General features: G+C 63.3%; 22 protein-coding genes and 1 pseudogene. 17 read left to right on the top strand and 6 right to left on the bottom strand.

Features of this window, described 5'->3' with window-relative positions:
• From ispF to ACTG4J_RS08705, 6 genes are all read left to right on the top strand, one after another.
• A partial coding sequence (gene ispF, locus ACTG4J_RS08730; RefSeq protein WP_439138770.1) for a 2-C-methyl-D-erythritol 2,4-cyclodiphosphate synthase occupies positions 1–651 on the top strand: 651 nt, incomplete at its 5' end.
• Positions 648–1,142 (top strand): phosphatidylglycerophosphatase A family protein, encoded by a 495-nt coding sequence (locus tag ACTG4J_RS08725; RefSeq protein ID WP_439138769.1) that lies wholly within the window; start codon positions 648–650, stop codon positions 1,140–1,142. The genes ispF and ACTG4J_RS08725, both read left to right, overlap by 4 nt.
• Positions 1,139–1,612 (top strand): CinA family protein, encoded by a 474-nt coding sequence (locus tag ACTG4J_RS08720; protein WP_439138768.1) that lies wholly within the window; start codon positions 1,139–1,141, stop codon positions 1,610–1,612. Before ACTG4J_RS08725 ends, ACTG4J_RS08720 begins: the two co-directional genes overlap by 4 nt.
• Positions 1,613–1,795: 183 nt before the next feature.
• Positions 1,796–2,977, top strand: coding sequence for an ammonium transporter (locus ACTG4J_RS08715; RefSeq protein WP_439138767.1), 1,182 nt, complete (start codon positions 1,796–1,798; stop codon positions 2,975–2,977).
• 138 nt (positions 2,978–3,115) lie between these two features.
• Positions 3,116–3,547: a hypothetical protein gene (locus ACTG4J_RS08710; RefSeq protein ID WP_439138766.1), complete on the top strand. Its 432-nt coding sequence runs from the start codon at positions 3,116–3,118 to the stop codon at positions 3,545–3,547.
• A 13-nt stretch (positions 3,548–3,560) separates the two neighbouring features.
• Entirely contained in the window at positions 3,561–4,091 is a 531-nt protein-coding gene (locus ACTG4J_RS08705) for a TetR/AcrR family transcriptional regulator (protein ID WP_439138765.1), read from the top strand.
• On the opposite strand, the gene ACTG4J_RS08700 is transcribed toward ACTG4J_RS08705, so the two are convergent.
• On the bottom strand, positions 4,076–4,486 hold the full coding sequence (locus ACTG4J_RS08700; RefSeq protein WP_439138764.1) for a DUF6314 family protein: 411 nt from the start codon (positions 4,484–4,486) through the stop codon (positions 4,076–4,078). The genes ACTG4J_RS08705 and ACTG4J_RS08700 overlap by 16 nt on opposite strands.
• Positions 4,487–4,580: 94 nt before the next feature.
• On the opposite strand from ACTG4J_RS08700, the gene purB reads away from it, so the two are divergent.
• The 4 genes from purB (at position 4,581) to ACTG4J_RS08680 (ending at position 8,091) form a co-directional block, all read left to right on the top strand.
• Positions 4,581–5,888: an adenylosuccinate lyase gene (gene purB, locus ACTG4J_RS08695; RefSeq protein ID WP_439138762.1), complete on the top strand. Its 1,308-nt coding sequence runs from the start codon at positions 4,581–4,583 to the stop codon at positions 5,886–5,888.
• A 149-nt stretch (positions 5,889–6,037) separates the two neighbouring features.
• Positions 6,038–6,202, top strand: a complete 165-nt coding sequence (locus ACTG4J_RS08690; protein ID WP_422238196.1) for a carbohydrate-binding module family 14 protein — start codon at positions 6,038–6,040, stop codon at positions 6,200–6,202.
• A gap of 148 nt (positions 6,203–6,350) precedes the next feature.
• Positions 6,351–6,902: a tetratricopeptide repeat protein gene (locus ACTG4J_RS08685; RefSeq protein WP_439138761.1), complete on the top strand. Its 552-nt coding sequence runs from the start codon at positions 6,351–6,353 to the stop codon at positions 6,900–6,902.
• A gap of 133 nt (positions 6,903–7,035) precedes the next feature.
• Positions 7,036–8,091, top strand: a complete 1,056-nt coding sequence (locus ACTG4J_RS08680) for a FliG C-terminal domain-containing protein (RefSeq protein WP_439138760.1) — start codon at positions 7,036–7,038, stop codon at positions 8,089–8,091.
• A gap of 5 nt (positions 8,092–8,096) precedes the next feature.
• Here ACTG4J_RS08680 and ACTG4J_RS08675 read toward each other — a convergent pair whose 3' ends face one another.
• Positions 8,097–8,573 carry a type II toxin-antitoxin system RatA family toxin gene (locus tag ACTG4J_RS08675; protein WP_439138759.1) on the bottom strand — a complete coding sequence of 159 codons (477 nt, stop codon included), beginning with the start codon at positions 8,571–8,573 and terminating at the stop codon, positions 8,097–8,099.
• Between the two features lie 88 nt (positions 8,574–8,661).
• On the opposite strand from ACTG4J_RS08675, the gene hpt reads away from it, so the two are divergent.
• From hpt to ACTG4J_RS08655, 4 genes are all read left to right on the top strand, one after another.
• The gene (gene hpt, locus ACTG4J_RS08670) at positions 8,662–9,234 is read left to right on the top strand and encodes a hypoxanthine phosphoribosyltransferase (RefSeq protein WP_439138758.1); all 573 of its coding nucleotides are present in this window, start codon (positions 8,662–8,664) and stop codon (positions 9,232–9,234) included.
• Positions 9,234–9,419, top strand: a complete 186-nt coding sequence (locus tag ACTG4J_RS08665) for a hypothetical protein (RefSeq protein WP_439138756.1) — start codon at positions 9,234–9,236, stop codon at positions 9,417–9,419. The genes hpt and ACTG4J_RS08665 overlap by 1 nt, the downstream gene beginning before the upstream one ends.
• A 130-nt stretch (positions 9,420–9,549) precedes the next feature.
• On the top strand, positions 9,550–10,017 hold the full coding sequence (locus ACTG4J_RS08660; protein ID WP_439138754.1) for a c-type cytochrome: 468 nt from the start codon (positions 9,550–9,552) through the stop codon (positions 10,015–10,017).
• A 51-nt stretch (positions 10,018–10,068) separates the two neighbouring features.
• A complete protein-coding gene (locus ACTG4J_RS08655; protein ID WP_439138753.1) occupies positions 10,069–10,962 on the top strand; it encodes a c-type cytochrome in 894 nt (297 codons plus the stop codon).
• Positions 10,963–10,965: 3 nt separating this feature from the next.
• Here the strand turns inward: ACTG4J_RS08655 and lipA are convergent, their stop codons facing one another.
• A complete protein-coding gene (gene lipA, locus ACTG4J_RS08650) occupies positions 10,966–11,916 on the bottom strand; it encodes a lipoyl synthase (RefSeq protein WP_439138752.1) in 951 nt (316 codons plus the stop codon).
• A 97-nt stretch (positions 11,917–12,013) separates the two neighbouring features.
• Positions 12,014–13,171: a DUF6456 domain-containing protein gene (locus ACTG4J_RS08645; protein WP_439138751.1), complete on the bottom strand. Its 1,158-nt coding sequence runs from the start codon at positions 13,169–13,171 to the stop codon at positions 12,014–12,016.
• Positions 13,172–13,376: 205 nt separating this feature from the next.
• On the opposite strand from ACTG4J_RS08645, the gene ACTG4J_RS08640 reads away from it, so the two are divergent.
• Positions 13,377–13,628, top strand: coding sequence for a DUF6477 family protein (locus tag ACTG4J_RS08640; protein WP_439138750.1), 252 nt, complete (start codon positions 13,377–13,379; stop codon positions 13,626–13,628).
• Between the two features lie 3 nt (positions 13,629–13,631).
• Here ACTG4J_RS08640 and ACTG4J_RS08635 read toward each other — a convergent pair whose 3' ends face one another.
• On the bottom strand, positions 13,632–15,182 hold the full coding sequence (locus ACTG4J_RS08635) for a trimethylamine methyltransferase family protein (protein WP_439138749.1): 1,551 nt from the start codon (positions 15,180–15,182) through the stop codon (positions 13,632–13,634).
• Positions 15,183–15,352: 170 nt separating this feature from the next.
• On the opposite strand from ACTG4J_RS08635, the pseudogene guaA reads away from it, so the two are divergent.
• Positions 15,353–16,932 (top strand): annotated as a pseudogene (gene guaA, locus ACTG4J_RS08630) (glutamine-hydrolyzing GMP synthase).
• A 14-nt stretch (positions 16,933–16,946) separates the two neighbouring features.
• Positions 16,947–17,576, top strand: coding sequence for a YdcF family protein (locus tag ACTG4J_RS08625; protein WP_439138747.1), 630 nt, complete (start codon positions 16,947–16,949; stop codon positions 17,574–17,576).
• Between the two features lie 12 nt (positions 17,577–17,588).
• Here ACTG4J_RS08625 and ACTG4J_RS08620 read toward each other — a convergent pair.
• On the bottom strand, positions 17,589–17,967 hold a 379-nt coding region (locus tag ACTG4J_RS08620; protein WP_439138746.1), incomplete at its 5' end, for an outer membrane protein assembly factor BamB family protein.

The raw sequence follows: 17,967 nt of genomic DNA, 5'->3' as shown, positions 1-17,967 counted from the left end.
CCCACGATCTTGGCCGCGCATCGCGCCCATAGCAGCGAGGCCGCCGATGACGTCGCGGTTGCGCGCGCCGCGGGGATCGCGGTTGCCATCGTGCCGGGCGATGCGGCGAATATGAAGATCACAGGCCCCGGCGATTTCGCCCGCGCGGCCAAGATATTGGAGCGAGGTCAGATGGATATCCGCACCGGGAACGGCTTTGATGTGCATGCCTTCGGGCCGGGCGATCATGTAATGCTCTGCGGGATCGCCATTCCCCACACGCGCGGGCTGATGGGCCATTCCGATGCCGATGTGGGGCTTCATACCGTCACCGATGCCATCTATGGCGCGCTGGCTGCGGGCGATATCGGCACGCATTTCCCCCCCTCGGACCCGCAATGGAAGGGGGCGGAAAGCCATATCTTCCTCAGCCATGCCGTCGATATGGCGGTAGCCCAAGGCTTCACCATCACCCATGCCGATCTGACGCTGATCTGCGAGCGGCCCAAGATCGGCCCGCATGCAGGCGCGATGCGCGCGCGGCTGGCGGATCTCTTGCGCATCGACATCACCCGCGTTTCGGTCAAGGCGACAACGACCGAGCAGCTTGGCTTCACCGGGCGAGAGGAAGGGATCGCGGCAATGGCCACGGTCACGTTGGTGCGCCCATGATGCGCGCCATCGCCACGCTCGGCCCGATCGGCCATCTGCGCCCTGCCCCCGGCACATGGGGCAGTGCCGCCGCCATCTTGCTGGCATGGGCGCTGCATATGCTGGGTGGGTTCGTCTTGCTTTTCGTGACCACGTTTGCGGTCACGGCCCTTGGCTGGTGGGCGGTGCGCGAAGCAACACTTGGGCAGGCCGACAAAGACCCCTCCGAGATCATCATCGACGAGGTGGCGGGCCAGTGGATCGCGCTGTGGCCTGTCTCGCTGGGCGCGACGATGGCGGGAACAGATTTCTGGGCGCTCTGGCCCGGCGTTCTGACCGCTTTCGTGGCGTTTCGCTTGTTCGACATCCTCAAACCCGGCCCGGTCGGCTGGGCCGACCGGCAAGAGGGCGCCTTTGGCGTCATGGCCGATGATCTGATCGCGGGCTGGTTGGCGGCGATGGTGGTGGCGGCGCTGGCGGTTCTCGCGCATCTGCCGATGGGTTCCGCATGACGGCCGCCGAGGTCTTGGAGGCGCTGCGCCATCGCGGTTGGCGGGTCGCAACGGCCGAAAGCTGCACCGGCGGCTTGATCGCGGGCGCCCTGACCGAGGTGGCGGGCGCATCGGATGTGTTCGATCGTGGCTTTGTCACCTATTCCAATGACGCAAAGATCGACATGCTGGGCGTCGCCCCCGCCACGCTTGCAGCCCATGGCGCGGTGTCCGAAAAGACCGCCGCGGAAATGGCCGAGGGCGCGCTGGAACGGTCAGGCGCGCAGATCGCCCTTTCCGTCACCGGCATCGCGGGCCCCGGCGGATCGGATCACAAGCCCGAGGGGCGCGTCTGTTTCGGGCTGGCGCATGGCGGCACGGTGCTGACCGAAACGCGCGAGTTCGGCGCCTTGGGGCGCAGCGAGGTGCGCGCGGCGGCGGTACAGCATGGGCTGGCAATGCTCATGGCCGCCTGTTTCGCCCGCGGTTGAACCGCACTCCACATTCCGCCCAATTCAAGTGCAGTTAACCCCAAGTCACGCCTAATTTTCAGGCGGTTTGAGAATTGCCCAGTTTCTTTGCGCCCTTCGGCCCGGTTGCTGCTTTTTCTTGCACGCAAGACGCGCTTTGCAGCGCGCGAACACAAGCAGATCTTTCGGAAGGGACAATCCGACATGAACGGAGCGGACACAGCATGGATCATCGTCGCCACGGCGCTGGTTCTTTTCATGACATTGCCGGGGCTGGCACTGTTTTACGGCGGGCTTGTAAGGGCGCGCAACGTGCTGAGCGTGTTTTTGCATTGTTACGCAATCGCTTGCGTGATGAGCATTCTTTGGCTGGCGGTGGGTTATTCCATCGCCTTTGGCCCCGGCGAAAGCGGGCTTTGGGGCGGGCTTGAGCGCGCTTTCCTGAACGGGGTTACCACCGAAAGCCTCTCGGGCAGCCTGCCCGAGGTGCTGTTTTTCGCCTTTCAGATGACCTTCGCGATCATCACGCCCGCGCTGATCGTGGGCGCCTATGTCGAGCGCGTGGGTTTCGGCTTCGTGCTGCTCTTCTCGGGACTGTGGATGCTGATCTGCTACGCGCCGGTCGTGCATTGGATCTGGGGCGGCGGCATTCTGGCCGATGGCGGGATCTTGGGCGAAACAGGCGTGCGCGATTTCGCAGGCGGCATCGTGGTGCATGAGACCGCGGGGCTTGCCGCGCTGGTTCTGGCGGTTTTTCTTGGCGCGCGGCGCAACCAGACCACCCCGCCGCATAATCCCGGCATGGTGATGATCGGGGCCGCGATGCTGTGGGTGGGCTGGTTCGGCTTCAACGGCGGCAGCCAATTGGCCGCCGATGGCGGCGCGGCGATGGCGATCACCGTCACCCATATCTCGGCGGCGGCCGCCTCGCTGAGATGGGGGCTTTGGGAGCGGGTGAAATACGGCAAGGTCAGCCTTGTGGGCGTGGTGACGGGCACCATCGCGGGGCTTGCCTCGATCACGCCGGCCTCGGGCTTTGTCGGCCCGGTCGCGGCGCTGATCATCGGCGGGATCGCCGGTATCATGTGCCAAGAGGCAGTCGGGCTGATCCGCAACAAGCTTGGCATCGACGACACGCTCGATGTCTTTGCCGTACATGGCGTGGGCGGCATCTTCGGCACCATCATGATCGCCGTTTTCGGTCAGGGCGCATGGGCCGCACAGCTGGGCGGGCTGGCCATTGTCGGCGTCTACACGGTGGTCGTCACGGTCGTTTTGATCAAGCTGGTGGGCGCAATAACGCCGCTGCGCGTGGATGAAGAAACCGAACAGGGCGGCCTTGATCTCGCGGTGCATGGTGAGCGGGCCTACGACATCTCGTCTTGAGGGGATTTCGCATCGCGACATGATCGCCGCCTGTGCGCTTTCGGCACGGGCGGCGATCTTTTGACAGTTTCGTGAATACAGGGTAGGTTTTGGCCAAGGCCATCGGCAGGTCATAATGAGTAGAAAAGCGGGCAGGTCATGACCGAGTTACCCGAGTATTATTTTCGCATCCGCGAAAACGGTGCTGCTGTATTCCGCATCTCGACCGATAACAGGCAACGCCGGATCGAGATGGAAGAAATCGCAATCGTCAATATCCGCAACGGCAATATCCGCCCCCATGGCGAGCGCGCACTCAGCCCCGATGAAATCGACATCATCGAACAATGGTGCATCGCGCGCCGTACCGTGCTGGCCGATCGCGATATCGACGATATCCACCGGGCCATCGACTATTTGAACCTGACCACCCATTGGGTGCAATCGCGTGCCAGCGATGCGGATCTGGATGATGTGACAGACCGGCTTTTGCTGGCCATGCATGATCTGCGCAGCGTCTTGGTGCGCAAGAAGGCCGAACGGCTGAGCAATGGCGACCCGACCCACGCCGCGCAGGAAAGCCAAGCCTGAGATGGCGGCCGCGATGAACAAGGCCGATCTGCTGGCCGCGATGGCTGCCCATGTCCGCCATGTCGGTCTGGCCGGTGCAAGCCTGCGCCCGCTTGCGCGGGCGGCGGGCACATCGGACCGGATGCTGATCTATCATTTCGGCACCAAGGCCAAGCTGATCGCGGCACTGCTGGATCGGTTGGCCGACGAAATGCTGGGTGCGATGAACGCGATCTTGCCCGCGGCACCGGCGCAAAGCGAAGCGGCGCTTGCCGCCGAGATCATTACCTTGTTCCGCACGCCGACGTTCCTGCCATACCGGCGGATCTGGCTCGATATCTTGTCGGCCGCCACCGGCGACGACAAGGCACATCGCGATATCGCGCGCCGCATTCTGGCCGGACAGGTGGATTGGATCAGCGCGCGCCTGCCCGAAGACACGCATAACCCCGTCTCACAGGCCAAGGCGATGCTGGTAACGATCCAAGGCTGTCTGATCCTCGATATGCTCGGGATGAACAAAGCCGCCAAACTTGGGTTGGGGCGGGCCTATCCGCTGCGCTGAAAGCGGCTGTGAAGGGTCATGTCCTTGCGCGGACCCCGCACCCGCCAGCTTTGCGTCCAATCGGGCCATTGGCTGAAATCATAGCGCACCTCATAGAGATCGGGGTCGCACTGGTGAAGATCGGATAATTGGCCGGGACCAAGCCTGTGAAATGGGCGCCCATCGTCGAAAGAGACGACAAGCCCCTCCCCCTCGGCCCGCCACAGATAGCTGCGATGGGCCTGCATCGGGGGCGCATCGGCATAGTGCAGAATGCCAGCCTCGTCTTGGCGCAGGCCGTGGGCATCGGGCAGCCAGCGGCATTGCCCGACAAACCGCCCCTCGCGCGCGGCGAGATGATCGACGATCCGGCGCGATAACGTCCATCGCCCCTCCAGATCGGTCAATGCGATCATCTTCATCGTCATTTCGCCCCACAGCTCGCCTTGTTCCCAGACCCCATGCCGCCTATGAGAGCGCCAAGCATGCAAGAAAGGCAAGGTCACGCCCATGATCCCCCGTTATTCCCGCCCCGAAATGGTCGCCCTTTGGGAGCCCGCCACCAAGTTCCGCATCTGGTTCGAGATCGAGGCGCATGCCTGTGACGCGATGGCGGATCTTGGCGTGATCCCGCGCGCAAATGCCGACGCGGTCTGGAAGGCCCGCGATGTGGAATTCGATGTGGCGCGGATCGACGAGATCGAGGCCGTGACAAAGCATGATGTCATCGCCTTTTTGACTCATCTGTCCGAGATCGTGGGGGCTGATGAGGCGCGTTTCGTCCATCAGGGCATGACATCATCCGATGTGCTGGATACGACCTTCAACATTCAGCTGATGCGGGCGACCGATATCTTGCTGGCCGATCTGGATGGCCTTCTGGCCGCGCTCAAGCGCCGCGCGATGGAACACAAGATGACGGTGCGCATCGGGCGCAGCCACGGCATCCATGCCGAACCCGTGACCATGGGCCTGACCTTCGCGCGCTTCTACGCCGAGATGGCGCGCAACCGGAACCGTCTGGAAAAGGCGCGCTTCGAGATCGCGACCGGGGCCATTTCAGGTGCCGTCGGTACCTTCGCCAATATCGATCCGCGCGTCGAAGAACATGTCTGCGACAAGCTGGGCCTGCGGGCCGAGCCGATTTCGACACAAGTGATCCCGCGCGACCGCCATGCGATGTTCTTTGCCACGCTGGGAGTGATCGCATCCTCGATCGAGAATATCGCCACCGAAATCCGCCATATGCAGCGCACCGAGGTGCTTGAGGCGGAAGAATTCTTTTCGGCCGGGCAAAAGGGCAGCTCGGCCATGCCCCACAAGCGCAACCCGGTGCTGACCGAGAACCTGACGGGTCTGGCGCGCATGGTGCGCGCGGCCGTCGTGCCCGCGATGGAGAATGTGGCGCTCTGGCATGAGCGTGACATCTCGCATTCCTCGGTCGAACGGATGATCGGCCCCGACGCCACCATCACGCTCGATTTCGCGCTGGCGCGGCTGACGGGGGTGATCGACAAGCTGGTGATCTATCCCGACAACATGATCGCCAATATGAACAAGTTCCGGGGACTGGTGCATTCGCAGCGCGTGCTTTTGGCGCTGACACAAGCAGGTGTCAGCCGCGAGGACAGCTATCGCCTTGTCCAGCGCAACGCGATGAAGGTCTGGGAGGAGGGCAAGGATTTCCAGACCGAGCTTTTGGCCGACCCCGAAGTCACCGCCGCACTCAGCCCCGCGCAGATCGCCGAGAAATTCGATCTTGGCTATCACACCAAGCATGTGGCCACGATCTTTGCGCGGGTTTTCGGGGAAAGTTGAGTGAACGGCGCGTCACAGGGTTCTGTTTTCATGCGATAAACAGTGATCTTTGGCGTTTATGGTCAAGATCATTGTTTTTCCGAAGCGCCGTGCTACCATTTCACTCGCAACCAAGACGACCAGACCGCAGCAGAAACGGGAGCCGTGACATGCGTATGAAAACCCTCCTGGCCGCCTTCGTCCTGATGGCCGTGCCGGGCTTTGCCTATGCCGAATGTTCTTGGGGCCGTGCTCATGAAGTGACCATGAGCTGCTCTGAGGGCACGACCTGGGATGCCGCGTCCCAAAGCTGCGTGACCTCAGCGACAAGCTGAGCGCAAACGCCGCCAGACCAGCAGCATCAGCGCGCGCCGGCACCGTCCGGCGCGCGTTCTTCTTTTTCGGGGTCACGAAAGCGTCACTTGCCACCCCGGTTGCGCGGCACATCTTGCGCAGCAGAACATGCAAGGAAAGGTGCGGGGAATGCGCATATTTCACATCGCAGCGGTGATGCTTGTGGCCGCGGCGACCATGGCGGCGGCCGTGGGCCTTGACGATGATGCCCCCCCTACCCCCACGCCGACAACGACCATCTGCCCCGATGGGCAAGTTTGGGATATCGACGCGGCCGAATGTGTGCCCATCGACGAAACCGGCCTTGTCACCGATCCGGCCCGCTTGATCGGGACGGCGCGTGAGCTGGCCTATGCCGGGCGGCATGACGATGTGCTGGCGCTTTTGGCGCGTGCATCCGACCAAGACGACACGATGGTGCAGACCTATATGGGCTATTCGCTGCGCAGCATGGGCGACATGGCGGCAGGGCTTGATCACTATGCGCGTGCCTTGGCGGCCGATCCCGACAACCTCTTGGCGCGATCCTATCTCGGCATGGCGCATCTGATCGCCGGCAAAACGCAGCAGGCGGCCGTGCAACTGGCCGAGATCCGCGCGCGCGGCGGGGCCGGGCGTTGGCCAGAACGCGCCTTGGCGGCCGCCATCGCCCAAGGCACCCCTGCAGGCTATGATTACTGAGACAGCCCGGACCCGGCCCACAGCCACAATTCACGACAAATACACGGCGTTCTGCGCCGCGGCGTCAGCACGCCCTTAACCCCTGCGCCCCACATTCGCCCTTGGGTGAGCGTAAACAAGGGACAGGTGGGGCATGAGCCTACATCGGGATTGGGATATTGCGACCGAAGGTGAAATGCGGCTTGTCACACCGCCCGCGCGGCTGAGTGCCAAGCAGAAGGCCGCCGTGATCGTGCGGCTTTTGCTGACGCAGAACGTCTCGCCGGGGATCGAGCGGTTGAGCCCGCAGTTGCAGGCCGAACTGGCCCGCACCATGGCAACGCTTGGCCCGATCAGCCGTGCGACGCTGGCGCAGGTGGTGCAGGAGTTCACGACACAACTCGACGCGATGGCGCTGACGGCACCCAACGGGCTATCGGCGGCTTTGGCGCTGCTCGAGCCGCATATCTCGCCGCAAACGCGCGATGGGTTGCGCGCCGAGGCCGAGGCGAGCGAATTGGCCGATCCCTGGACGCAGCTCGGCGCGCTGGAGCCCGAGCGGCTGCGCCCGCTTCTGATGTCGGAAAGCGCCGAGGTGGGGGCGATCTTGCTCTCCAAGCTGGGCGTGGCCAAGGCGGCGGGGCTTTTGGCCGATTTGCCCGCCGAGCGCGCCGAGATGATCGCGCATGCCATGGCGATGACGGCCACGGTGACGCCCGTCATGGTCGACCGGATCGGCGATCACCTGCTTGGCCAAGTGCGCGCCGCGCCGCAATCCTCGTTTCGCACCAGCCCCGTGGACAGGGTCGGCGCGATTCTCAACGCGGTCAGTGCGGGGTTGCGCGATACGCTTTTGGGCGGGCTGGAAACGCGCGATGCGCAATTCGCAAATGATGTAAGGCGCGCGATCTTCACCTTTCAGCATATCCCAAAACGCGTCGAACCGGCCGATGTGCCCAAGATCCTGCGCCGGGTCGATGCCGCGATCGTCACCCGTGCCATCGCCGCCGGTATGGAAACGGCCAAGATCACGGTCGAGTTCTTGCTCGAGAACATGTCGCGCCGTCTGGCCGAGCAGATCCGCGGTGAGGCCGAGAACATGGGCAAGATCCGCCCCGATGAGGGCGAGGCCGCGATGAGCGCCATCGTCACCGCGATCCGTAACATGGAGGAAGAGGGCGACATCCGACTGATCCCGGTCGAGGATTGAACCCTTCAGCTTGGGGTTCGGGGGGTGCTTGCGCCGTGAAGCTGTTGCGCGCGCATCTCGAAGGCGCGCACGATGCGCTGCATTGCCTCGTGAAAGAACAGCCCCGCCGCCCCTTGCAATATCTTGTTGCGAAACTCGAAATCCACCGCAAAGCGGACCTCGCAGCCCGGACCGCCATCGGCGGGGGCCACGAATTCCCAGTTCGAGATCATGTGCTTGAAGGGGCCATCGACATATTCGGTATCAATGCGACGCGTGCCCTCCCACAATGTGACGCGGCTGAGAAAACGCTCACGGAACATTTTGAAGCCGATCACCAGATCGGCCAGCATCACTATGTGCTCCCCCTCGGGCGTCACCGAGCGCACCCGCGCGGCACTGATCCACGGAATGAACTGCGGATAATGCGCCACATCAGCGACGAGCGCATACATCTGGTCGGGGCTATAGGGCAGCCTGCGTGTCTCGGAATGGGTTGGCATGCGCCTTTCACCTTTCGCCTGAGCCCCCCATGTCTTAAAACGGGGGCCGGAAATCAAGGGGTTCAGGCCGGATCGGCCGGGGGGCATGATGGCGCAGTCGACGATGCAGGCGGGCAGCAATCCGGGCTACGAGGTTGTGCAGATGATCTCGGCCAAGTCGATCGCCGCCCGAATCGAGGATCTGGCCCGCGAGATCGAGGCCGCATTTGGAGGCACCGACAAGCTGGTGGTGGTGGGGCTTTTGCGCGGCAGTTTCGTTTTCATCGCCGATCTGGTGCGCGAGCTTGATCTGCCGGTCGAGGTCGATTTCCTCGAGGCATCGAGCTATGGCAACGCCATGCAATCGAGCCGCGAGGTGCGCATCCTCAAGGATCTGCGCGGCGAGATCGCGGGGCGCGATGTGCTGGTTGTCGAGGATATCGTCGATACCGGTCACACACTTCATCATGTGATCAACCTGTTGAAATCAAAAGGGCCAGCGCGGATGAAAACCATCGCACTGCTCGACAAGCCCACCCGGCGCGAGGTCGAGATCCGCGCCGATTGGACGGGGTTCGAGATCCCCGACGAATTCGTCGTGGGCTATGGGATCGACTATGCGCAGCGCAACCGCAACCTGCCCTTCATCGGCAAGGTCCGGATGCTGGACCAAAGCACCTGATGCCACCCTTCCTGATCCGGATGCTGTTTTGGGTGCGCAACCCGCCATCGCGCAACCAACGCATCGCCATTGCCGTGATTTGCGGCATCGGTCTGGGTTTCGCGGCGGTCGAGTATTTGGTCGGATGGCCCGCATGGCTGGGCGCGGAGCGCGTGCCGCATGGGCCGCGGCTTGTCTTGCCCTAGAGCGGCTCGGTGCGTTTTTCGCACACTCCCCCTGCATGCGATCACAGAAGGATCAATTGACGCGTGGGCTCAGACAGGTAGGCTCTGATTCCATACGACCCATTCCGTGAACCCTGGGAGAGTAACGATTATGAAAACCCGCAGCACATTTGCCGCAATGGCCGCGATTGCCGGCATCGCGATCACGACCACAGCTACATTCGCTCAAGATATCCCCGCCGCTGTCGGCGCACGGCAGGGGCAGTTCAAGATCATGGCCCTGAATGTCGGCGTTTTGGGCAATATGGCGCGTGGCAACACCGAGTATGACGCGACCCAAGCCTCGGCTGCGGCGGCGAACCTTGTCGCGCTGTCGATGCTGGACCAATCGTTCCATTGGCCCGAAGGCACTGACAACATGTCGATCGACGGCACACGCGCCCTGCCCGCCATCTGGGAAAACCTGCCCGATGTCGTGATGAAGTGGCAGGCTTTCGGTGCGGCGGCGACGGGCCTTGCGGCCGAGGCTGGCAATGGACTTGACGCGTTGCGCACGGCCATCGGCCCGGTCGGCGGCACATGCGGCGCGTGCCACGACGCCTATCGCGCACCGCAGTAAGTAAAGGGAGGCTCGGGGCGTGCATGCGCGCGGCCCGGACCACACCAAAAGATGCGCAAACTCGTGATTTCACTGGCCGCGGTCGGCGCAATCGCCCTTGGCGGCGGCTGGCTTGCGACCACGCCCGGCAGCGTTTCTCCAGCGGAATTGGCGGGTCTCTCGGGTGATCCGCTCGCAGGCGAGGCGGTGTTCTGGGCGGCTGGCTGTGCCTCGTGCCACGCCGCCAGCGGGGCGGAAGGTCAGGCGCGGCTGGTCCTTGCCGGCGGGCAGCGCTTCGTCTCAGATTTCGGCACCTTTGTCGCCCCCAATATCTCGATGCATGCCGAACAGGGCATCGGCGATTGGACGCAGGCGGAATTCATGACCGCGCTCACCTTGGGTAGCAGTCCCGAAGGGCGCCATTATTACCCCGCCTTTCCCTATACCGCCTATCGCTTGGCCGAGACCCAGGATCTGGTCGATCTTTGGGCCTTTTGGCAGGGGCTTCCTGCCAGCGATACGGCCAGCCAGCCCCATGATCTGGGCTTTCCCTTTTCGGTGCGCCGCGTCGTGGGTGTGTGGAACATTTTGAACCTGCAAGATGATTTCGCGATCACTGGTGACCTGACCGAAGAGCAGACGCGCGGCCGCTACTTGGCCGAGGCGCTGGCCCATTGCGCCGAATGCCACACGCCGCGCGACGCTTTGGGCGGGCTCGATCGCGGGCGATGGATGGCCGGCGCGCCGAACCCGTCAGGTTCGGGCACGATCCCGGCGCTGACACCAGACAAGCTGACATGGTCAGCGGGCGAGATCGCGGCGTATTTGAATGACGGCTTCACCCCATCCTTCGATAGCGCGGGCGGGCATATGGTGTCGGTAATCGCCAATATGGCCATGTTGACCGAGGCTGATCGGCTAGCCATCGCCGCCTATCTCAAGGCGCTGCCGCCCGCGGGCGAATAGCGCCTAGCCCCGCCCCAGCTTGGCCAGCCGCGCATCGCGCAGCCGGGCGAAATCGTCGCCCGCGTGATAGGACGACCGGGTCAGCGGCGTGGCCGAGACCATCAGGAAGCCTTTGCCATAGGCGGCTTTCTCATAAGCTGCGAATTCATCGGGATGCACGAAGCGGTCGATGACATGGTGTTTCGGCGTGGGCTGTAAATACTGGCCGATCGTCAGGAAATCGACATCGGCCGCGCGCATGTCGTCCATCACCTGCAAGACCGATTGCCGATCCTCACCCAAGCCCACCATGATGCCCGATTTGGTGAACATCGACGGGTCCAGCTCTTTCACCCGCTGGAGAAGCCGCAGCGAGTGGAAGTAGCGCGCGCCCGGCCGCACCTCGGGGTAAAGGCCCGGCACGGTCTCGAGGTTGTGGTTAAAGACATCGGGGCGTGCTTCGACCACAGTTTCCAGAACGCTGGGGGCGCATTTCAGGAAATCGGGGGTCAGGATCTCGATCGTGGTGTCGGGGGCGCGCTTGCGGATCGCGCGGATCGTCATGGCGAAATGCTCGGCCCCGCCATCCTCCAGATCGTCGCGATCGACGGAGGTGATCACCACATGGTTCAGTCCCAGCTTGGCCACGGCATCGGCGACACGGCCCGGTTCGAACAGATCGAGCGCCTTGGGCTTGCCCGTGGCGACGTTGCAAAATGTACAACCGCGCGTGCAGATCTCGCCCATGATCATCATGGTGGCGTGGCCTTGGCTCCAACATTCGCCGACATTCGGACAGCCTGCCTCTTCGCAGACCGTGACCAGCTTGTTGTCGCGGATAATGCGACTCGTATCTTGATACCCTTTTCCGACGGGCGCCTTGACCCTGATCCAGCTTGGCTTTTTGGGCTGGGCATTGTCGGGACGGTGCGCCTTTTCGGGGTGGCGCTGGTCGGGGATCTTCAGATCGCGCATGGGATGGGGCCTCGCTCCTCCTGTTGAGAGGTGTTTACCCCATCCGCATGCAAAGCACATGCTGAATTTCGGCAAGCCGAATTGCGCTATGTGCAAGTCACTCGCGCAGTGCAGGCACGAAGCCGTGGGTTTGTTCGTAATGGGCCAGCAATCGCTGCAGGCCGATCTTTAGCACGATCTTGCCCGAGCGCGCCGACCAGCCAAGCCGTTTCTCGGCTGATTCGAGCCCTTCGAGAAAGCAGCAGACGCGTAGAACGACATCGGCCAGCCCCGGCCCCAGATCGTCAAGCGCCTCCGAGACGCGGGCGCGCGCGGCGCGCGGCCCCTCGGCCAAGCCGCTATCATTAAGAAACCCGCCGCGATCACCGCCGGTCAGGAAACGGTCCCAGTTCTGGCCGACACGCGGGCCCATCTGGGCGCGCTCGAAATCCTCGCGCAGCTTTTCACCAGCCTGAACAAGCGCGGGGCTGAGAAAGGGATGCCCATCGGGGCCTTTGCGCCGCCCCAGAACCGCAAGCGGCGATTCGGCGAGGTTGACGCGCAGCTTGCGGCTTTTGCCGCCCTCGGCCACCCGTGTCGTCCCCCAGATCGCATGCTGGGCCTGAAAGGGGGTGGCGGCCTCGGCAAAGCCAAGGGCGGCTTGGCGGCGACGACGATCTTCGTCGAGCAAGCGGCGCAATGCGGCCTTGCCGGCGGCGGTGATGGCATAGCGTGCGATGCGGCCCGCCTTGAGGCAGCTGATCCAATCCTTGATCAGGAATGCCTGTGCGATGCTGCGGTCCACCACGGCGGTGCGGGTCTGTTCGCCATCTGGGCCGGGTCGCAAAACAACCGCTTTATCAAGGTCTTGCGCAACGGCAAGCACGGCATCGGTTTCACATAAGCGCCGCAGGATGCGGCGTGCCTCGCGGGCAATGGTACCTTCATCGCCTTGGGGCGATCGGAAAGGGGCTGTCATGGTCGTTGGCTCCTCTGCGGGGGTCTGGGTCTGATGCAGTTGCGCCACCTCGGCGCCAAGCAGGCGCAGGGCTTCGTCGAAGAGCGGATCGTCTCGACGGTCTTCGATACGACGTATCCGGCGGCAAATGGTGGAGGGAGCCTCGCCCGTCAGACGCGCGATCTGGCGCAGCGAGTGACCAGCGGCGGTATGGGCAAGGTATTGTCGGGTGGGTTCGGATAGCCAATCGGCAAGATGCGGCGTGGCGCAGCTGTGATCAGGCAATAGACGGCCGGTTCCGGCAAAGGCCGAAGTCATGACACACCCCTACTGGTTACAAGACAACGTCGGCAGGATTTGGGCGAATTGATTACTGAATGGTTAAATTCTGTGGATATTCCCGAATTTGTTTCCATTTCGTAAACGGATAGCGCGCAGCGCGCGGTGGATAAGCCTGTGAGCAACACCAGCCCCGCCGGGGTCAGCATGGTCTTTGGGTTCTTGTTCCCACGGAGGCTGACCAATGACCGAATTGACCGCCACGCTCGCCGCGATGTATCGCCCACGGCTTTTGATTACGGCGGCACGCATGGCGGCGCTTACAGGCGATGCGCAGCGGCGCGCCACGCGCCGGCCCATCGCGGCTTTGCTGGCGGAAGAGGACAAGCTCAACACCGCGCGGCTGGGCGATGGACTGGGCTATTCCCCAAGCCGCCATGTCGCGGTGATGAGCGCGCTTTTATGCGCGGCGCGCAACCAGACCGCCCCGCGCTAGCCCTTACATGAAGGCATCGGGCATCGAGGCTTTCTTTTGAGCCATATAGGCCTTGAGCGCCTCGTCGATGGCGGGGTCGAGATAGGGCTGTTGGTAATCGGCCAGCATCTTGTCGAGCTTGATCGCGGCAAGCGCATCGGTGGCGCGACCGCCCTCTTCGGACCATGTCTCATAGGGTTTGTAATCAAGCACGCCTGTGCGCCAAAAGGCGGAGGCGTAATTCTCTTGGGTATGCGCGCAGCCAAGGTAATGCCCGCCCGGCCCAACCTCGCGGATGGCGCCCATGGCTTGGGCATTGGCATCGAAAGCCACGCCTTCGGCAAGCTTGTGCAAAATGCCCAGCTGGTCGGCATCCATCACGAATTTCTCGGGACTGGCGACAAGCCCGCCCTCAAGCCAACCACAGGCGTGCAGCATGAAATTCACACCCGACAACAGGGCGGAGTTCAGCGAATTGGCCGTTTCATAGGCGGCCTGCGCATCGGGCAGCTTCGAGCCGGTGAAAGAGCCACCCGAACGGTAGGGAAGGTTCAGACGCCGCGCCAACTGGCCCGCGCCATAGGTGATCTGGCTTGCCTCGGGGGTGCCGAAGGTGGGCGCCCCGGAATTCATGTCGATCGAGGTCACGAAGGCGCCGAAAATAACCGGCGCGCCGGGGCGTACCAGCTGGCTATAGGCGACACCGGCCAGTACCTCGGCCAAGACTTGTGTCAGCGTGCCCGCGACCGAGACCGGGGCCATCGCGCCGCCGACGATGAAGGGCGAAACGATACAGGCCTGACCCGCCGCGGCGTAGACCTCGAGCGCGCCCATCATGGTGGCGTCGAAGGTCAGGGGCGAGTTGATATTGATCAGCGAGGTCATGACGCAGTTCTGATCGACCACATCCGCGCCGAAGAGGATGCGCGACATCTCGACCGAATCGGCCGCGCGGACCGGTTCAGTGACCGAGCCCATATAGGGTTTGTCGCTCAGCGACATATGCGCGTAGAGCATGTCGAGATGGCGCTTGTTGACCGGAATATCAGTCGGCTCGCAGATCGTACCGCCCGAATGATGCAGCCATTTCGACATGTAGCCCAGTTTCACGAACATCTCGAAATCGGCCATGGTGGCGTAGCGCCGCCCGCCCGTCCGGTCACGCACGAAAGGGGGGCCATAGACCGGCGCCAAGACCAGCGATTTGCCACCGATCTCGACATTGCGGGCGGGGTTGCGCGCGATCTGGGTAAAGCGCGAAGGTGCCGTGGCGCAAAGCTTGCGGGCCAGGCCGCGCGGGATATGCACCCGCTCGCCGCGCACATCGGCGCCCGCGTCGCGCCAGCGCTGTAGTGCGGCGGGGTTTTCGACGAAATTGACGCCGATCTCTTCGAGAATGATCTCGGCATTCTCTTCGATGATCGCGATCGCCTCGGGCGTCAGGATCTCGAAATTGGGGATATTGCGTTCGATGAAGCGCGCGGTCTCGAAGCTGACTGCCGAGCGCGAGGCGCGCCGCGCCGCGCCACCGCCGCCACGTGCCCGACGGACCGCTGTTTGTTCTTCCACCGACATAATTCGAACTCCCCCTCAAGAGGTGATGATGCGATCTCCTACCGCGCAACGCGCGGATGACGAGGGCGGATTGCGGCACCTCGCGCGGGAAAGCGACATATGCGGCGCATCGGTGCGCCCCGGCGGGCTTGCATGCACACGCGCCGGGGCCTAATGCACTGCGCATGAGCATGCATGCCGCCCCCGCCCCGCACGACCATGACCGCCTGCTGATCATCGATTTCGGCAGCCAGGTGACGCAATTGATCGCCCGCCGCCTGCGCGAGCTGCGCGTCTATTGCGAAATCCACCCCTACCAAAATGTCACTGATGCGTTCTTGGACGAATTCGTGCCAAAGGCCGTGATCTTTTCAGGTGGGCCCGACAGCGTGACGCGTGATGGCTCACCGCGCCCGCCCGCATCGGTCTATGCGCGCGGGCTACCGATCTTGGGGATCTGCTATGGCCAGCAGGTGATGATGCAAGATCTGGGCGGACGGGTCGAAGCGGGCGAACATGCCACCGCCGAATTTGGCCGCGCTTTCGTGACGCCTGCGGGCGAGACACCGGACTTCTTGCGCGGTTGGTTCACCGATGGCGGGCGCGAGCAGGTCTGGATGAGCCATGGCGACCATGTCTCGGCCATTGCGCCCGGTTTCGACGTCTATGGCACATCGCCCGGCGCGCCCTTTGCGATCACCGCCGATCTGGCGCGCAATTTCTACGCGGTACAATTCCACCCCGAGGTGCATCACACCCCCAACGGCGCCAAGCTGTATGAGAATTTCGTCAAGATGGCGGGCTTCAAGGGCGACTGGACGATGGGCGCCTACCGCGAGGAAGCGATCGCGCGCATCCGCGAACAGGTGGGTGACGCCAAGGTGATCTGCGGCCTGTCGGGCGGGGTCGACTCGTCCGTGGCGGCCGTGTTGATCCATGAGGCGATCGGCGATCAGCTGACCTGCGTTTTCGTCGATCACGGGCTTTTGCGGCAAGATGAGGCCGAGCAGGTCGTGACCATGTTCCGCGACCATTACAACATGCCGCTGATCCATGCCGAGGAAAGCGAGCGCTTCCTGACCGCGCTGGAAGGCGTTTCCGACCCAGAGGTCAAGCGCAAGACCATCGGCAAGCTCTTCATCGATGTCTTCCAGCATTACGCCGATAGAATCGAAGGGGCGGCGTTCCTTGCCCAAGGCACGCTTTACCCCGATGTGATCGAAAGCGTCAGCTTTTCGGGCGGCCCGTCAGTGACGATCAAGTCGCACCATAATGTCGGCGGTCTGCCCGAGAAGATGGGGCTGAAGCTGGTCGAGCCCTTGCGCGAGCTGTTCAAGGACGAGGTGCGCGCGCTTGGCCGCGAGTTGGGCTTGCCCGACCAGTTCATCGGCCGCCACCCCTTCCCGGCCCCGGCCTTGCGATCCGCTGCCCCGGCGAGATTACGCGCGAAAAACTGGCGATCTTGCGCCGCGCCGATGCGGTCTTTATCGACCAGATCCGCAAACACGGGCTTTATGACGAGATCTGGCAGGCCTTCGTGGCGATCTTGCCGGTCAAGACGGTCGGCGTGATGGGCGACGGGCGCACCTATGATTTCGCCTGCGCGCTGCGCGCGGTGACCTCGGTCGATGGGATGACGGCGGATTACTATCCGTTCAGCCATGATTTCCTTGGTGAGACCGCGACGCGGATCATCAACGAGGTCAAGGGGATCAACCGCGTGACCTATGACATCACCTCGAAACCACCCGGGACAATCGAGTGGGAGTAAGGCGGATCGGCCGATTGATCCGCGCAGCCCTGTTGATGTGGGCGGCGGGATTCGCTGCGATCTTGTGTTGGACCTTGCTTTGGCCGATGGACCGCCCTCTGCCGCAAGGCGACGCCATCATCTGTCTGGGTGCCGGTATCGACACGGCCGGGCGGATCGATGCGGCCAGCACAAAACGTGCCGAGAGATGTGCGGAACTTGCGCGCGCGGGTGCCGCCCCCACCGTGATCTTTACCGGAGGACCGCGGCGACCGGGCTTGTCCACCTCTGCGGCGGGCATGGCCGCGATCGCGAATGGGGCGGGCATGGGTGGCGCCCTGGCCGTGTTGGAAAACGCCTCGTATTCGACACTGCAAAACGCGCTCTTCAGCCTTGAGCTTGTGCCACGAACGGCGCGCTTGATCCTTGTGACCGAGGCCTTTCACCTGCCGCGATCATGGGCGTCGTTCAAGGCGATGGGGGCGCGTGATCTGGCGCTCTACCCTTCCGAACGGCTCCGGCAAAACGATGCGGGCCGCCCAAAATGGGGGATGCTCTTGCGCGAAAGCCTTGCGATTTGGTTCAATGCCGGGCGCATTGTCGCGTGGCGGATCGGCGGCGCTTTAGGTGTCGATGACACGACCCGCGCGGCTTGGCTGCGTTAGGACACGCGCGCCTTAGCGGTAAGCGTGAAGCCGCCCTGCGGCGCTGAGCAAAAGCAACGTATCGCCCGCCACGATGGGATGGGCGGCCGCCCCCTCCGGCAAGTCCAGCGTGCCGAGCAATTCACCGCTTTCGGGCGCAAACATCCGGATCAGCCCATCGCCCGAGGCGATCACCAATCGCCCGCCCGCAAGGATCGGGCCGAAATGGGTGAACACGGCCTTGCGGCGGCGTTCGCGATCAGCCTCGAACAGCGGCAATTCACTGCCCCAGATGCGCAGGCCGTTATCTGCATCAAGGCGAAGCAACTCGTTGCGGTCCGAGACGAAAAACACACTGCCGCCAGCGACCAGGACGGGCGAATAGGCCCCCTCGCTCGCTTGCCACAGCCGC

Origin of the sequence: Roseicyclus sp. (genome assembly GCF_965662675.1) — a bacterium.
Classification (GTDB): domain Bacteria; phylum Pseudomonadota; class Alphaproteobacteria; order Rhodobacterales; family Rhodobacteraceae; genus Roseicyclus.
This window is presented reverse-complemented; position numbering and strand designations above follow the sequence as displayed.

Bases quoted from the DNA above. Each gene is read 5' to 3' on its own strand.
- ACTG4J_RS08725 (WP_439138769.1), top strand. From the start codon at position 648: ATGATGCGCGCCATCGCCACGCTCGGCCCGATCGGCCATCTGCGCCCT.
- hpt (WP_439138758.1), top strand. From the start codon at position 8,662: ATGGCGCAGTCGACGATGCAGGCGGGCAGCAATCCGGGCTACGAGGTT.
- lipA (WP_439138752.1), bottom strand. From the start codon at position 11,916: ATGCGCGATCTGAAGATCCCCGACCAGCGCCACCCCGAAAAGGCGCAC.
- ACTG4J_RS08635 (WP_439138749.1), bottom strand. From the start codon at position 15,182: ATGTCGGTGGAAGAACAAACAGCGGTCCGTCGGGCACGTGGCGGCGGT.
- ACTG4J_RS08680 (WP_439138760.1), top strand. From the start codon at position 7,036: ATGAGCCTACATCGGGATTGGGATATTGCGACCGAAGGTGAAATGCGG.
- ACTG4J_RS08640 (WP_439138750.1), top strand. From the start codon at position 13,377: ATGACCGAATTGACCGCCACGCTCGCCGCGATGTATCGCCCACGGCTT.
- ACTG4J_RS08675 (WP_439138759.1), bottom strand. From the start codon at position 8,573: ATGCCAACCCATTCCGAGACACGCAGGCTGCCCTATAGCCCCGACCAG.
- purB (WP_439138762.1), top strand. From the start codon at position 4,581: ATGATCCCCCGTTATTCCCGCCCCGAAATGGTCGCCCTTTGGGAGCCC.
- ACTG4J_RS08710 (WP_439138766.1), top strand. From the start codon at position 3,116: ATGACCGAGTTACCCGAGTATTATTTTCGCATCCGCGAAAACGGTGCT.
- ACTG4J_RS08655 (WP_439138753.1), top strand. From the start codon at position 10,069: ATGCGCAAACTCGTGATTTCACTGGCCGCGGTCGGCGCAATCGCCCTT.
- ACTG4J_RS08685 (WP_439138761.1), top strand. From the start codon at position 6,351: ATGCGCATATTTCACATCGCAGCGGTGATGCTTGTGGCCGCGGCGACC.
- ACTG4J_RS08645 (WP_439138751.1), bottom strand. From the start codon at position 13,171: ATGACTTCGGCCTTTGCCGGAACCGGCCGTCTATTGCCTGATCACAGC.
- ACTG4J_RS08665 (WP_439138756.1), top strand. From the start codon at position 9,234: ATGCCACCCTTCCTGATCCGGATGCTGTTTTGGGTGCGCAACCCGCCA.
- ACTG4J_RS08700 (WP_439138764.1), bottom strand. From the start codon at position 4,486: ATGATCGCATTGACCGATCTGGAGGGGCGATGGACGTTATCGCGCCGG.
- ACTG4J_RS08660 (WP_439138754.1), top strand. From the start codon at position 9,550: ATGAAAACCCGCAGCACATTTGCCGCAATGGCCGCGATTGCCGGCATC.
- ACTG4J_RS08705 (WP_439138765.1), top strand. From the start codon at position 3,561: ATGAACAAGGCCGATCTGCTGGCCGCGATGGCTGCCCATGTCCGCCAT.
- ACTG4J_RS08690 (WP_422238196.1), top strand. From the start codon at position 6,038: ATGCGTATGAAAACCCTCCTGGCCGCCTTCGTCCTGATGGCCGTGCCG.
- ACTG4J_RS08720 (WP_439138768.1), top strand. From the start codon at position 1,139: ATGACGGCCGCCGAGGTCTTGGAGGCGCTGCGCCATCGCGGTTGGCGG.
- ACTG4J_RS08715 (WP_439138767.1), top strand. From the start codon at position 1,796: ATGAACGGAGCGGACACAGCATGGATCATCGTCGCCACGGCGCTGGTT.